Source organism: Streptomyces diastaticus subsp. diastaticus, from assembly GCF_011170125.1.
Taxonomy (GTDB): Bacteria; Actinomycetota; Actinomycetes; order Streptomycetales; family Streptomycetaceae; genus Streptomyces; species Streptomyces diastaticus.
Genome location: NZ_BLLN01000005.1, coordinates 891,144 through 904,959, shown reverse-complemented (window position 1 = coordinate 904,959; position 13,816 = coordinate 891,144). Strand labels below are relative to the sequence as shown.

At 76.7% G+C, this 13,816-nt stretch carries 12 protein-coding genes and 1 pseudogene; 8 read left to right on the top strand and 5 right to left on the bottom strand.

Annotated elements, in window-relative coordinates; genetic code table 11:
• Positions 1-72: 72 nt before the first annotated feature.
• Together Sdia_RS21505 and Sdia_RS21500 are read left to right on the top strand one after the other, a co-directional pair.
• Positions 73-1,875, top strand: coding sequence for a gamma-glutamyltransferase family protein (locus Sdia_RS21505; RefSeq protein ID WP_124287910.1), 1,803 nt, complete (start codon positions 73-75; stop codon positions 1,873-1,875).
• Between the two features lie 88 nt (positions 1,876-1,963).
• Entirely contained in the window at positions 1,964-2,803 is an 840-nt protein-coding gene (locus tag Sdia_RS21500) for an inositol monophosphatase family protein (RefSeq protein WP_100453554.1), read from the top strand.
• 27 nt (positions 2,804-2,830) lie between these two features.
• Here the strand turns inward: Sdia_RS21500 and Sdia_RS21495 are convergent, their stop codons facing one another.
• A complete protein-coding gene (locus Sdia_RS21495; protein WP_115069225.1) occupies positions 2,831-3,703 on the bottom strand; it encodes a nucleotidyltransferase domain-containing protein in 873 nt (290 codons plus the stop codon).
• 145 nt (positions 3,704-3,848) lie between these two features.
• On the opposite strand from Sdia_RS21495, the gene Sdia_RS21490 reads away from it, so the two are divergent.
• Positions 3,849-5,294 carry a phytoene desaturase family protein gene (locus Sdia_RS21490; RefSeq protein WP_100453556.1) on the top strand — a complete coding sequence of 482 codons (1,446 nt, stop codon included), beginning with the start codon at positions 3,849-3,851 and terminating at the stop codon, positions 5,292-5,294.
• A 195-nt stretch (positions 5,295-5,489) separates the two neighbouring features.
• Here the strand turns inward: Sdia_RS21490 and Sdia_RS30910 are convergent, their stop codons facing one another.
• The gene (locus Sdia_RS30910) at positions 5,490-5,798 is read right to left on the bottom strand and encodes a class II aldolase/adducin head domain-containing protein (RefSeq protein WP_443098646.1); all 309 of its coding nucleotides are present in this window, start codon (positions 5,796-5,798) and stop codon (positions 5,490-5,492) included.
• On the opposite strand from Sdia_RS30910, the gene Sdia_RS30905 reads away from it, so the two are divergent.
• Positions 5,758-6,093 carry a DeoR/GlpR family DNA-binding transcription regulator gene (locus Sdia_RS30905; protein WP_229830442.1) on the top strand — a complete coding sequence of 112 codons (336 nt, stop codon included), beginning with the start codon at positions 5,758-5,760 and terminating at the stop codon, positions 6,091-6,093. The genes Sdia_RS30910 and Sdia_RS30905 overlap by 41 nt on opposite strands.
• Positions 6,094-6,201: 108 nt before the next feature.
• Here the strand turns inward: Sdia_RS30905 and trpA are convergent, their stop codons facing one another.
• The gene (trpA, locus tag Sdia_RS21475) at positions 6,202-7,014 is read right to left on the bottom strand and encodes a tryptophan synthase subunit alpha (protein WP_100453557.1); all 813 of its coding nucleotides are present in this window, start codon (positions 7,012-7,014) and stop codon (positions 6,202-6,204) included.
• 375 nt (positions 7,015-7,389) lie between these two features.
• Here trpA and Sdia_RS21470 point away from each other — a divergent pair, with 375 nt between their 5' ends.
• The gene (locus tag Sdia_RS21470) at positions 7,390-8,868 is read left to right on the top strand and encodes an AlkA N-terminal domain-containing protein (RefSeq protein WP_100453558.1); all 1,479 of its coding nucleotides are present in this window, start codon (positions 7,390-7,392) and stop codon (positions 8,866-8,868) included.
• Between the two features lie 28 nt (positions 8,869-8,896).
• Positions 8,897-9,430, top strand: coding sequence for a methylated-DNA--[protein]-cysteine S-methyltransferase (locus tag Sdia_RS21465; RefSeq protein ID WP_189399485.1), 534 nt, complete (start codon positions 8,897-8,899; stop codon positions 9,428-9,430).
• Positions 9,431-9,784: 354 nt separating this feature from the next.
• Here the strand turns inward: Sdia_RS21465 and Sdia_RS30330 are convergent.
• Together Sdia_RS30330 and Sdia_RS21460 are read right to left on the bottom strand one after the other, a co-directional pair.
• A pseudogene (locus tag Sdia_RS30330) lies at positions 9,785-9,922 on the bottom strand (NAD-dependent deacetylase); the annotation flags it as partial.
• A 66-nt stretch (positions 9,923-9,988) separates the two neighbouring features.
• Complete coding sequence (locus Sdia_RS21460; RefSeq protein WP_100453560.1) at positions 9,989-10,558, bottom strand: RICIN domain-containing protein; 570 nt, start codon at positions 10,556-10,558, stop codon at positions 9,989-9,991.
• Between the two features lie 222 nt (positions 10,559-10,780).
• Between Sdia_RS21460 and Sdia_RS21455 the strand changes: the two genes are divergently transcribed.
• Positions 10,781-12,400 (top strand): ABC-F family ATP-binding cassette domain-containing protein, encoded by a 1,620-nt coding sequence (locus Sdia_RS21455; protein ID WP_100454326.1) that lies wholly within the window; start codon positions 10,781-10,783, stop codon positions 12,398-12,400.
• Positions 12,401-12,513: 113 nt separating this feature from the next.
• Complete coding sequence (locus Sdia_RS21450) at positions 12,514-13,677, top strand: glycerate kinase (protein WP_189499929.1); 1,164 nt, start codon at positions 12,514-12,516, stop codon at positions 13,675-13,677.
• Positions 13,678-13,816: the final 139 nt, after the last annotated feature.

Genomic DNA, 13,816 nt, shown 5'->3' with positions numbered 1-13,816 from the left:
GGAACAGCCGTTCGGGGTGGACCGGTAGCCTGCCGACGGCCCACCGGCGTCGACAGCAAGGCGAGAGACGGCATGTTCACCACGCGTCCCACCCTCCAGGGCACTTTCGGCATGGTCTCCTCCACCCACTGGATCGCCTCGCAGTCGGCCATGGCCGTGCTGGAGGGGGGCGGCAACGCCTACGACGCGGCCGTGGCGGCCGGGTTCGTCCTGCACGTGGTGGAACCGCACCTCAACGGCCCGGCCGGCGAGGTCCCCCTGCTCCTCGCGCCGCACGACGGCGAGGTCCGCGTCCTCTGCGGCCAGGGGGTCGCCCCCGCGGGGGCGAGCGCCGCCCGCTACCGCTCACTCGGCCTCGACCTCGTCCCCGGCACGGGCCCCCTCGCCGCCGCAGTCCCCGGCGCCTTCGACGCCTGGATGCTCCTCCTGCGCGACCACGGCACCCGCACCCTCGCCGAGGTCCTCGCGTACGCCATCGGCTACGCCGAGGACGGGCACGCCCCCGTCGAGCGGATCACCGCCACCGTCGAGACGGTCCGCGAACTGTTCACCACCGAGTGGACCAGCTCCGCCGAGGTCTACCTGCCCGGCGGCCGGGCCCCCGCCCCGGGGGAGCTGCTGCGCAACCCCGCCCTCGCCGCCACCTGGCGCCGCCTCATATCGGAGGCCGAGCAGGCCGGAGGCGCCGACCGCGTCGCCCAGATCGAGGCGGCCCGCTCCGTCTGGCGCACGGGGTTCGTCGCAGAAGCCCTCGTCCGCCAGGCCGCCCGCCCCACCATGGACACCACCGGCACCCGCCACACCGGCACCCTCGCCGCCGCCGACCTGGCCGGCTGGTCCGCCTCGTACGAGGCGCCCGTGACCTACGACTGGCGGGGATGGACGGTCTGCAAGGCCGGGCCCTGGAGCCAGGGGCCCGCCCTGCTCCAGCAGTTGGCGCTGCTCCCGGACGAACTGCCCGCGTACGGCTCGGCCGACTACGTCCACCTGCTGGTGGAGGGCTGCAAGCTCGCCATGGCCGACCGGGAGGCGTGGTACGGCGACGCCGCCGAGGTACCGGTGGACGCGCTGCTCTCGCCGGAGTACAACGAGGCGCGGCGCGCCCTGGTCGGTGAGCGGGCCTCCCTGGAGCTGCGGCCCGGCAGCCCCGGAGGGCGAACGCCCGCGCTCGCCGCGCACGCCGTCGCGGTCGCCGCCGGGCAGGGCGGCCACGCTCCCGTGCCCGGCGGCGTCGGGGCGGGCGAGCCGACCGTCGCGCGCGACGGGGCGACCCGGGGCGACACCTGCCACCTCGACATCGTGGACCGCTGGGGCAACATGGTCTCGGCCACCCCGAGCGGTGGCTGGCTCCAGTCCAACCCGGTCGTCCCCGAGCTGGGCTTCCCGCTCGGCACCCGGCTCCAGATGGCCTGGCTCGACGAGGACCTGCCCAACACCCTGACGCCCGGCGTGCGCCCGCGCACCACGCTGACACCGTCCATCGCGCTCCGCGACGGCGTGCCCGTGCTGGCCTTCGGCACGCCCGGCGGCGACCAGCAGGACCAGTGGCAGACCCACTTCTTCCTCGCCGTGGCCCTGCGCGCGGAGGTCCGCGGCGGCCTCGACCTCCAGGGCGCCGTCGACGCCCCCAACTGGCACACCGACTCGTTCCCCGGCTCCTTCTACCCCCGCGAGATGGCCCCGGGCGCGCTCACCGTGGAGTCCCGCCTGGACCCCGAGGTGGTCGAGGAGCTCCGCCGGCGCGGCCACCGGGTGACCGTCGGCGGCCCCTGGTCCGAGGGACGCCTGTGCGCCGTCGCCCGCGACCCGCGCACCGGTCTCCTCTCGGCCGCCGCCAACCCGCGCGGTATGCAGGGGTACGCGGTCGGGCGCTGACCGCGTGGGCACCCGGAGTTCACCGCGGGTTCGCCGCGGGTTCGCCCGGGGGTGCGGCGCTGTCGGCGCGGCATGGTCTGATGGAGACATGATCGAACATTTCTCCGAACTGAGGGGATTCCTCGACCGCCACCTCGACGACGTCACCGAGGCCGTCCGGGAGGCGGCGGCCGCCGAGGTCATGCCGCGCTTCCGACAGCTCGCCGACGACGACATCGACCAGAAGTCCGGCCCGCACGACCTGGTCACCTCGGCCGACCGCCTCGCCGAGGTCCGGCTCACCGAGGCCCTCACCGCCCTGCTCCCCGGCTCCGTGGTCGTCGGCGAGGAGGCCGTCCACGCGGACCCGGGGGTGTACGGCGCGCTCGAGAGCGACGCGCCCGTGTGGATCGTCGACCCGGTCGACGGCACCCGCCAGTTCGTCCACGGCGACCCGGGCTTCTGCACGCTGGTCGCCCTGGTCCGCGGCGGCGAGACCCTCGCCTCCTGGACGTACGCACCCGCCCTCGGCGAGCTGGCCACGGCCGTCCGGGGGGAGGGCGCCACGCTGGACGGCGCCCCGCTGGCCGCCGGGGCGCCCGCCGACGGGGCACCGCTCACCGTCGCCACCTCGCACCCCGACTTCACCACGCCCGCGCAGAAGGAGGCCCTGCTGGGCCTGCGGGCGCCGGGCGTCGCCCCGCGCCCCTGCGGCTCGGCCGGGCTGGAGTACCTCGCGGTGGCCCGCGGCACCTGCGACGCCACCGCCTTCTCCTGGGAGGCCGCCTGGGACCACGCGGCCGGGCTCCTGCTGGTCACCGAGGCGGGCGGCGCCCACCTCACCCGCGACCGGCTCCCGTTCCGCTACCGCGGAGGCAACGCCCTGCCCTTCACGGCCGCCCGTGACCGGGCCACGGCCGAGCGGGTGGTGAAGCTGCTGGGCGGCTGAGCCGGGCGGGGGCGCCCGGCCGGGGCATCAGGCGTCCAGCACGCCCCGCACCTCGCGGACCAGCCCGGCCGCCGCCCCCACCGCCCCGGGGTCCAGCGCCGTCAGGCACGCGGTGACGCGGTCCGCGAACCCCTCCGGCGTGCCGGGCAGCGCCGCGGTGGCCGCCAGGGCGCCCTTCTCGTTCAGCAGCCAGCGCCGGTGATGGGCGTGCAGCGCCTGCGCCAGCACGCCGAAGGCCCGCGCCAGGCAGAGCGACACGTGCAGAGCGTCCCCGGCGGGCGCCGACTTGGCGGCCGCCGCCACCGAGAACTCCGCCTCCCAGGCGGCCCCCGCCAGCGCCCGGCGCAGCGGCTCCGGGTAACCGGGCTCCACCCGCACCCGGTGCCGCAGCGCGGTCAGCTCGCCCGCCGGATCGGCGAGCACCCGTCCGTACGCCACCTCGCCGGCGTAGCCCGGCGACCAGAAGCCCAGCGGGTGCCCCGGCTGCACGCCCACCTCGTACCGGCCCGCGCGGCAGTCCTCCCACACCCGCTCGACCCGGTCCAGGTCGCGCAGGATCCAGTCGACGGGGACGCCGTCCACCCGCAGCCACGCGCCACCGTTCACCCACGGCCCCCAGCCGCCCGGCCCCGCCACCTGGACCGGGGAGCCCTGCGCGGCCGAGGCCAGCGCGGCGAGGCGGCCGAGGTCCGGCGCGCCTCGGTAGTACACGCCGAGGTCCCAGTCGGAGTCCGGACGGTGCGTGCCGCGGGCCCGGCTGCCGCCGAGGAGCACACCGCGGACGCCGGGGACCGCCGTGAGCGCCTCGGCCATCCGGACGACCGGCTCCCAGGCCACCGGCGCGCCGTCGCCGCACTCCGCCCCCTCGCCGCCGCGCGGCCCGTTCCCCGTCCCCGTCATGGCGTCCTCTCCGCAGGGGTGGCTCAGCCGGAGCGAAGCCGCAGCCGGGGCCCGGTCCGGCCCGACGGCACCGTACCGGCGGCCCCGTGCCGGGCGCACGCGCATATCCTGGTACGCCCGGCCCGGCCGACCAAGGAGTCTGCGCATGCCCACGCTGCACGATGCCGTCGTCGTAGGCTCCGGGCCCAACGGGCTGACCGCCGCCGTCGAGCTGGCCCGGCGCGGCCTGGACGTCGCCGTCTTCGAGGCCGCCGAGGGCATCGGCGGGGGAGCGCGCACCGAGGAGCTGACGCTGCCCGGCTTCCGCCACGACCCGTGCTCCGCCGCGCATCCCCTCGGCGTCACCTCCCCGGCCTTCGACGCCCTGCCCCTGGAGCGGTACGGGCTGCGCTGGCTGCACGCCGCACTGCCCATGGCCCACCCCTTCCTCGACGGCGGCCCGGCAGCCGTGCTGGCCCGCTCCGTCGGCGAGAGCGCCGCCTCCCTGGGGCCCCGGGACGCCGCCGCGTACCGCAGGCTCGTCAGTCCACTGCTGCCCCACTGGCAGACGCTCTTCCGCGACTTCATGGGGCTGCCGTCCACCGCCCTGCCCCGCGACCCGCTCACCCTCGCCCGCTTCGGCCTGGCCGGCCTGCCCCCGGCCGCCCTGCTGCTGCGCCGCTTCCGGGACGAGCGCGCCCGCACGCTGTTCGCCGGACTGGTCGGCCACATCATGGCGCCGCTCAGCGGTGTCGGCACCGGCGCCGTCGGCCTGGTCTTCGCCCTGGCCGCGCACGCCCGGGGCTGGCCGGTCGCCCGGGGAGGCTCGCAGGCGATCTCCGACGCCCTCGCCGGACTCCTCACCGACCACGGCGGCACCCTCCACACCGGCTACGAGGTCAAGCGCCTCGACGACCTGCCACCGGCCCGCGCCTACGTCTTCGACACCTCGCCCACCGCGCTCGCCCGCATCGCCGGCCTCGGCGACCACTACGCCGGTTACCGCTACGGCGCCGGTGTCTTCAAGCTCGACTACGCCCTGGACGGCCCCGTCCCCTGGACCTCGCCGGACGCCCGCCGCGCCACCACCGTCCACCTCGGCGCGAACGCCGGGGAGATCGGCGCCGCGCTGCGGGCCGTCTCCCGCGAGGGCCGGCCGCCGTCCCCGCCCTTCCTCATCACGGTCCAGCCGAGCCTCGCCGACCCGACCCGCGCCCCGGAGGGCAAACACGTCCTCTGGGTCTACGGCCACGTCCCCAACGGCTGGACCGGCGACCTCACCGACGCCGTCGAACGCCGCCTGGAGGAGTACGCCCCCGGCTTCCGCGACCGGGTCCTCGCCCGCGCCGCCGCCGGGCCGCCGGAACTGGCCGCCCGCAACGCCAACTACGTCGGCGGGGACATCGCCTGCGGCGCCGCCTCCGGCCTCCAGCTCCTCCTGCGCCCGAGGCTGACCCTCTCCCCGCACACCACCCCGCACCCCGCCGTCTTCCTCTGCTCCTCGGCCACCCCGCCGGGCCCCGGCGTCCACGGCATGTCCGGGCACAACGCCGCCAAGGCGGTCTGGCGCCATCTGGGCCGCCCCACCGCCGGCGGCCGGGCGGGCGCCTGAGGACGGACCGGTGGCCCTCACGCCGTGACGGAACCGACGCCGGTCGAGGGCAGCGTCACCCGGGCAGGCCCCGAGTTCCCCGCAGCCTGCCGCCACCACGCCGTGACCGCCCGTGGCGCCCGGGAGAGGACCGAGGGCGGCCCTGCCCTCCCCGTACGCCGTTCCCAGGCGTCCGGGCCGCCCGGCGAGGCGTACTCACTCCCCCCCCCAGCAGGACCCGTACCGCCCGGCCGGCTCCCCGGCCTCCTCCTCGGTCGGCAGGCGGGCCGGTCGGTCGCCGAGGGCGAGCACCGGGGCGCAGACCTCCTCCAGTCCGACGGCGGCGTCGACCGCCGCGCGGACCGAGCCGCCGGAGACGACCGGGCCGTGGTCCTGCCGTTCCCGTTCCCTCGCCTGCCCGGCGTCACCGGGCGCGGCGTGCGGCAGCAGGGGCGTCTGGCCGACCCGCATCACGAAGTACGGGGTGAGTGGCGGGACGGCGCTCCGCCGCGACCACGGCGGCAGGCAGGAGACGGCCGTGGCGTGCCGGGAGCGCGGGTGGACGACGGCCCGGGCGCCCGGCCCGGAGGCGGGGGTGGCGCGGGCGTCGCCGGCCGACGCCGAGGTCGAGGTGAAGCGGGCCGCCCTGGAGTGCTCCCGCAGCGCCGTCCTGGTGGCCGGCTCCTCCAAGTTCGGCAAGTACCGCGTCGCCTCCCTCTCCGACTTCGACGCCATCATCACCGGCCCGGCCCTGACCGAGGCCGCCGCCGAAGGCGTCCGGGGCAGCGGCACCGAACTCCACCTCGCCGCCCCCGCCTGACGCCCCGCCCGCCGCACCGGGCGAGGAGGCCGCGAGACCCGGGGGCTCGCGGCCCTTCTCCCGGACACCGCCGACGGGACCCCGTACGCCATCGCGTACGGGCTCACGTCACACCGGCAGCACCGGCTGCTCCTCGGCGCAGACCGCCCGGGCGAATCGCTCGACCAGGGCGGGAGCCTCGTCGGGATCGGCGGCCAGGGCGCGCAGCACGGGGCTGCCGACGACGATGCCGTCGACCACGGGGGAGACCGCCGCCGCGAGGGCGGGGGTGGAGATGCCGACGCCCGCCATCACCGGCAGCGGCGTCACCGTGCGCAGCCGCCGCACGGCCGCCCCCAGGCCGCACAGGTCGAGCGGGCCCCGGTAGCCGGTGGGGGCGGTGCTGGCGGGGGCGTAGAGCCACCCGGAGGCGAGCCGGGCGAGGTGGCACAGGTCGGCGTCGGGCAGGTCCGGAGCGGCGAAGCGCGGTGCCGTGATGCCCGCCCGCGCGGCGCTCTCGTGCCAGGCGGGCGCCGCCGCCGCGGGCAGGTCGACGATCATGGCGCCGTCCGCGCCCGCCTCCGCGAGTGCCAGCGCCGTCCGTTCCGGGCCGTACCGCCGCACCGGCTCCCAGTAGCTCATCACCACCACGGGCGCGTGCCTGGCCGCGTGCTCCACGGTCCGCAGGAGGTCCGCCATCGTGGCGCCGTCCCGCAGGGCCTGGCGGTAGACGGCCCGGATGAGCGGGCCGTCGTAGACCGCTTCCGCGTGCGGGACGCCGATCTCGAAGAAACCGTCCTGCCCGGGGGGCAGCGCGGGGGCCAGCGCCTCGACGTACCGATGGACGCCGGGCAGGCCGGAGGGGAGGAAGACACCGAGCGAGGTCCGGCGGGACTCCGCGGGCGGGGCGCTGGGGAGACCGGTGGCGGTGGAGTGAGACATGCGTGGTCTTTCGGCGAAAAAGAAACAATGGGGGCAGCGCTTCAACGATCGTGCCTGGCTGCCGATGCGGGGCAGCTCGCCCGGGTGGCGGAGCCGGCCGCCGCGTGGGTGCCCTCGCGGAGCGCCGGAACACCGGTTCACCAGGGACGCGGCACCCTCCGCAGCGGTCTGCGGGACGCGGAATCAGTTTCCCGGCGCCCGCCGGGCCCCGCCTCCCGGCGTACGTCAACCGGTCACCTCCCCGTTCACACCACCGGTTCCGCCGGACGGCCGGAACCGCGCCGCCCCGAAGTCCGGCGGGACGGCCGGCGGCACCGGACGCTGATGTCGGATTCTCGCCAGCGCCCCACCCCGGGGAGCGAGGATGCTGGAGTCATGTACACCGACACCGAGCGCTGCGTGCGGGCCGTGCGGTCGAAGGACGCCCGGTTCGACGGCTGGTTCTTCACCGCCGTGCTGACCACCGGCATCTACTGCCGCCCCAGCTGCCCCGCCGTGCCGCCCAAGCCGCGCAACATGGTGTTCCATCCCAGCGCCGCCGCCTGCCAGCAGGCCGGGTTCCGGGCCTGCAAGCGGTGCCGCCCGGACACCACCCCGGGTTCGCCCGAGTGGAACCAGCGCGCCGACGCCGTCGCCCGCGCCATGCGGCTCATCGCCGACGGCACCGTCGACCGCGAGGGCGTCCCCGGCCTCGCCGCCCGACTCGGTTACAGCACCCGCCAGATCGAGCGGCAGCTTCGCGCGGAACTCGGGGCCGGGCCGCTCGCCCTGGCCCGCGCCCAGCGCGCCCAGACCGCCCGGCTGCTGGTCGAGACGACCACCCTGCCGATGGCCGACATCGCCTTCGCCGCCGGCTTCTCCTCGGTCCGCACCTTCAACGACACGGTGCGCGAGGTGTACGCGCTCTCCCCGACCGAACTGCGCGCCCGCACCCGCGCCGTGCCGGGCCCCGGCGGCGACCCGGCACCCGGCGCGGTCTCGCTGCGGCTCCCGCTGCGCACCCCCTTCACCCCGGACAACGTCTTCGGGCACCTCGCCGCCACCGCCGTCCCCGGCGTCGAGGAGTGGCGCGACGGTGCCTACCGCCGCACACTCGACCTGCCGCACGGCCCGGGCATCGCCACGCTCGCCCCCGCACCCGGCCACATCGCCTGCCGCCTGGCCCTCACCGACCTGCGGGACCTCACCCTCGCCATCAGCCGCTGCCGCCGCCTGCTCGACCTCGACGCCGACCCGGAGGCGGTGGACGAGCGGCTCGCCGCCGACCCGACCCTCGCCCCCCACGTCGCCCGGGCCCCCGGCCGCCGCGTCCCGCGCACCGTCGACGCCGCCGAGTTCGCCGTCCGGGCCGTCCTCGGCCAGCAGGTCTCCACCGCCGCCGCCCGCACCCACGCCGCCCGCCTCGCCACCGCGTACGGCAGCCCCGTCGAGGACCCGGCGGGCGGGCTCACCCGCCTCTTCCCGCGCCCCGCCGACCTCGCCGGACTCGACCCCGAGCAGCTCGCCATGCCCCGCAGCCGCCGCGCCACCCTGACCACGCTGGTGGCCCGCCTCGCCGAAGGCTCGCTCCGGCTCGGCCCCGAGGAGGACTGGGACGAGGCACGCGCCCGGCTGCTGGCGCTGCCCGGTTTCGGTCCGTGGACGGTGGAGATCATCGCCATGCGCGCCCTCGGCGACCCCGACGCCTTCCCCGCCACCGACCTCGGAGTGCGCCGCGCCGCCGAGCGCCTCGGCCTGCCGGGCGCTCCCGGCGGACTGACCGCCCGCGCCGCGGACTGGCGACCCTGGCGGGCGTACGCCGTGCAGTACCTGTGGTCCACCGACGACCACCCGATCAACCTCCTGCCCGCCTGACCGCGACCACACCCACCGGAGCACCGCCATGACCAGCACCCCGGCAACCGCCCCGTCCGCCGCCCGCTGCCACACCGTCGTCGACAGCCCCTGCGGTCCGCTCACCCTGGTCGCCACCGGCGGCGTCCTCAGCGGGCTCTACATGGCCGGGCAGCGCCACCGGCCCGCCCAGGAGGAGTTCGGCCCGCGCGACGACAGCCCGTTCGGCGAGGCCGCCGACCAGCTCGCCGCGTACTTCGCCGGGACCCGCACCGACTTCGACCTCGAACTGCGCCTCGACGGCACCCCGTTCCAGCGCTCGGTCTGGGAGCAGCTCCGCACCGTCCCGTACGGCCGGACGCGGACCTACGGCCAGCTCGCCGAGGCGCTGGGCCGTCCGGGCGCCTCCCGCGCCGTCGGCCTCGCCAACGGCCGCAACCCGCTCGGCATCATCGTCCCCTGCCACCGGGTCATCGGCGCGAGCGGCTCCCTGACCGGCTACGGCGGCGGCATCGACCGCAAACGTGCCCTGCTGGCCCACGAGCGCGGAGAGGGGTACGCCACCACAGCGGCCCTGTCCTGAACCTCGCTCAGCCCCTCCCGCCCCCCCCGGGCAGGCTGCCGCGGGGCCCCGCCGGATGCAGCCCGGGCGCGGGGCCCCGGGCCCGCTCGGGCCGGCGGCGCGCGCCCCGGCCGGCCAAGGGCGGGGCCCTCGCGCAGCGGCGGACCCCTGGCCGCCGCCGGCCCCGGCCGGCGCGCGGGTGACGAAGGTGCGGCGCCTTGCCGCGCCTCGACGAGCCCCGGGGGTCCAGGGCGCGGCCCCTGCCGTAGGGCCGGCCGCCGGCCCCGGCCGTGCCCCCGGCGGCGTCGGGCGCTCCCCGGTCGCCCCACCGAGTCACTGACGGTCGCGGTCGTCCACGTGCCCGCGCGGCGACCGTCAGCCCCGCAGCCCCCGCAGCAGTTCCGGCAGGGCCGTGCCGATCGGCTCCCCGACCACTTCGTCGGCGAGCGCGTCGTAGGGGGCGGGTTCGGCGTTGACGACGACCAGGCGCGCCCCGTGCTCGGCCGCCGCCCCGCCGCCCCGCCGCCGCGCCCCCGTCGGGCACGGTCGCTGCGGGGGCGCGGCGGCGGGGCGGGATGGTCACTGCCAGGGCGCGTCGTTGCCGCCGAGCTTCCACAGCCGGTCGTTCGACGGGTAGGCGGTGTCCAGGTGAAGGGTCGCCCAGGCGCCGTCGTTGTACCGGTCGAGCGTCATGGCGACGTCCTTGTTGACCGACGGGCGCCACATCCACCACCCGGTGTCGGCCCCGCCGACGCGCTCCGGGTGGAGGGCCCAGCTCTGGAGCCGCGAGCCGTCGCAGCTCCTGACCACGATCCTGGTCTTGCGGGCGGCCTCCGCGGTGGCCGGCTGGAGACACTTGTCCGCCGCCTTGTTCCGCAGGGTGAAGTGCACCGTACCGTTCACGACGGTCCGTTCGCCGTGCCACGCCTCCGTGCGGTACCGGTACACGGGGTCGCGCAGCGTGATGGCGGTGGCCCCTTCCGCGGTGCTGTCGGCGTACAGGGCGAGCCGGCCGCCGTCGGTCTTGTTGACCAGGTCCCGGTCGGGGTACGGGAGAGCGGCGGCCGGTGCCGCGCCGGAGAGGGCCAGCGCGAGTGCCGAGGCGGCGGCGCCGGTGGACAGGAGGGCGGTACGGACGAGAGCGGGCACAGTGCCTCTTTCCGGATGAGGGGTGCGGAGAAGGGTCGAGCGGGATGATCCTTCGAGGCGGTGGCGGGCTCGGGCAAGCCTCATCGGAGCGGTTCGCCCGGAGGAGGGAGACGAGCCGCACCGGGGACACGTCCCTGTTCGACGCCGCGGACTCCGTTCGGCCTCCAGGGGTCCGGGGAACTCGTTTGCCCGCGGGCCGTCGCTGCTGATGGGATGCCCCGCATGGGACATCTCGAAGTGGCGCACCTGGAGTACGACCTGCCCGACGGGCGCACTCTGCTGGGCGACGTGTCGTTCCGGGTGCCCGAGGGCGCCGCCTACGCCCTGGTCGGCCCGAACGGCGCCGGGAAGACCACGCTGCTGCGGATCGTCTCCGGTGAGCTGAAGCCGCACGGCGGCACCGTCACCGTCAGCGGCGGACTCGGCGTGATGCCCCAGTTCGTCGGTAGCGTCCGCGACGAGCGCACCGTCCGCGACCTGCTGGTCTCCGTGGCCCCGCCCCGCCTGCGGGCGGCGGCGGCCGCCGTCGACCGGGCCGAACACGCCGTCATGACCGTGGACGACGAGGCGGCGCAGATGGCGTACGCCCAGGCCCTCGCCGACTGGGCGGAGGTGCAGGGGTACGAGGCCGAGACCCTCTGGGACATGTGCACCACCGCCGCCCTCGGCATCCCCTACGAGCGCGCCCAGTGGCGCCAGGTGCGCAGCCTCTCCGGCGGCGAGCAGAAACGCCTCGTCCTGGAGTACCTGCTGCGCGGTCAGGACGAGGTCCTGCTCCTCGACGAGCCGGACAACTACCTCGACGTCCCCGGCAAGCGCTGGCTGGAGGAGCAGATCCGCCAGACGCGCAAGACGGTGCTGTTCATCTCCCACGACCGCGAACTGCTGGCCCGCTCCGCCGAGAAGATCGTCAGCGTCGAGCCGGGGCCCGCCGGGGCCGACGTCTGGGTGCACGGTGCCGGGTTCGACACGTACCACGAGGCGCGCAAGCAGCGGTTCGCACGCTTCGAGGAGTTGCGCCGCCGCTGGGACGAGAAGCACACCCAGCTGAAGAAGCTGGTGGTCAACCTCCGCCAGGCCGCCGCCGTCAGCCACGAGATGGCCTCCCGGTACGCCGCCGCGCAGACCAGGCTGCGCAAGTTCGAGGAGGCCGGGCCGCCGCCCGAGCCGCCGCGTGAGCAGGACATCCGGATGCGGCTGCGCGGCGGCCGCACCGGCGTCCGGGCGCTGACCTGCGAGCGGCTGGAGCTGACCGGTCTCATGCAGCCGTTCGACCTGGAGGTCTTCTACGGCGAGCGGGTCGCCGTGCTCGGCTCCAACGGCTCCGGCAAGTCGCACTTCCTGCGCCTGCTCGCCGGCGAGGACGTCGCCCACACCGGCACCTGGCGGCTCGGCGCCCGCGTGGTCCCCGGCCACTTCGCCCAGACCCACGCCCATCCCGAGCTGCACGGGCGGACCCTGCTCGACATCCTGTGGACCGAGCACGCCCACGACCGGGGCGCCGCCCACTCGGTACTGCGCCGCTACGAGCTGACCCTCCAGGCCGAGCAGCGCTTCGACCGCCTCTCCGGCGGCCAGCAGGCCCGCTTCCAGATCCTCCTGCTGGAACTGGCCGGCACCACCGCGCTCCTCCTGGACGAGCCCACCGACAACCTCGACCTGGAGAGCGCCGACGCCCTCCAGGACGGCCTGGAGGCGTACGACGGGACGGTCCTCGCGGTCACCCACGACCGGTGGTTCGCCCGCTCCTTCGACCGCTACCTGGTCTTCGGCTCCGACGGCCGCCTGCGGGAGACGAGCGAACCGGTCTGGGACGAGCGCCGCGTCGAGCGCGTCCGCTGAACCACCGCCGGAACCGCGGGATCACCCCGGTGGCCTGGGCAGCGGCCCGGTCGGGGGGTTAGTGTCGCAGCGGCGCGACCGCCTTGCCGAGGCAAGGCCCGATGAGCAAGGGGATGCAACGGGTGGCTGACACTCGCCGCACGGCACACGCACGTGTGCTGATCGCCGCTGACAAGTTCAAGGGTTCGCTGACCGCCGTCGAGGTCGCCGAACACGTCGCCGCCGGGCTGGACCGCGCCCGGCCCGGCACCGCCGTGGAGGCGTTGCCGGTCGCCGACGGAGGGGACGGCACGGTCGCCGCCGCCGTCGCCGCCGGGTTCACCCGGCACACCCGGGAGGTGACCGGGCCCACCGGCGGCCGGGTGACCGCCGCCTGGGCCCTGCGGGACAGTACCGCCGTCGTGGAGTTGGCCGAGGCGTCCGGGCTCCAGCACCTCCCCGACGGCGTCCTCGCACCGCTCACCGCCACCACGCGCGGCTGCGGCGAGCTGATCGCCGCCGCCCTGGACGCGGGCGCCCGCACCCTCGTCCTCGGAGTCGGCGGCAGCGCCACCACCGACGGCGGCGCGGGCATGCTGAGCGCGCTCGGCGCCCGCCTGCTCACCGCCGACGGCACCCCGGTCGGCCCCGGTGGCGCGGCCCTCGCCGACCTGGCCCGGGCCGACCTGAGCGGACTGGACCCGCGGCTGCCCGGGATCGACCTGGTCCTCGCCGGGGACGTCGACAACCCGCTGACCGGCCCCAAGGGCGCCGCCGCCGTCTACGGCCCGCAGAAGGGCGCCGACGAGGACGACGTACGCACCCTCGACGCCGCCCTCACCCACTACGTCGGCGTCCTTGCCGACTCCCTGGGCGGCCGCGTCGCCGAGGCGGCCGAGGCGCCCGGCGCCGGAGCGGCCGGCGGAGTCGGCTTCGCAGCCCTGGTCGGCCTCGGCGCCCGCTTCCGTCCCGGTATCGAGGTGATGCTCGAGGTCCTCGGCTTCGCCGCGGCCCTGGACCGCGCCGACCTCGTGATCACGGGCGAGGGCTCACTCGACGCCCAGACCCTGCACGGCAAGGCCCCGGCCGGGGTCGCCGCCGCGGCGCGTGCCCGGGGCGTCGACACGGTGGCCGTCTGCGGCCGCCTGGCCCTCGGCACCGATGCCCTCCGGCAGGCCGGCATCCGCCGCGCCTACGCCCTCCTTGACATCGAGCCGGACCCCGAACGCTGCTTCAGCGAGGCGGGCCCCCTGCTGGAACGGCTCGCGGAGCGACTGGCCGAGGACTTCCTGACCTGAGCCTCGCCGCCGGCCGGGGCCGGGACGCCGGCTCCGGCCGAGCCGGGCGAGGAACGCCGAGCCGGGCGAGGAGCGCGCGGCACGGCCCGCCCGGGTGCTGCCGACGAACACTGCGGGAGACGAGCCGCCGATCGGCCAC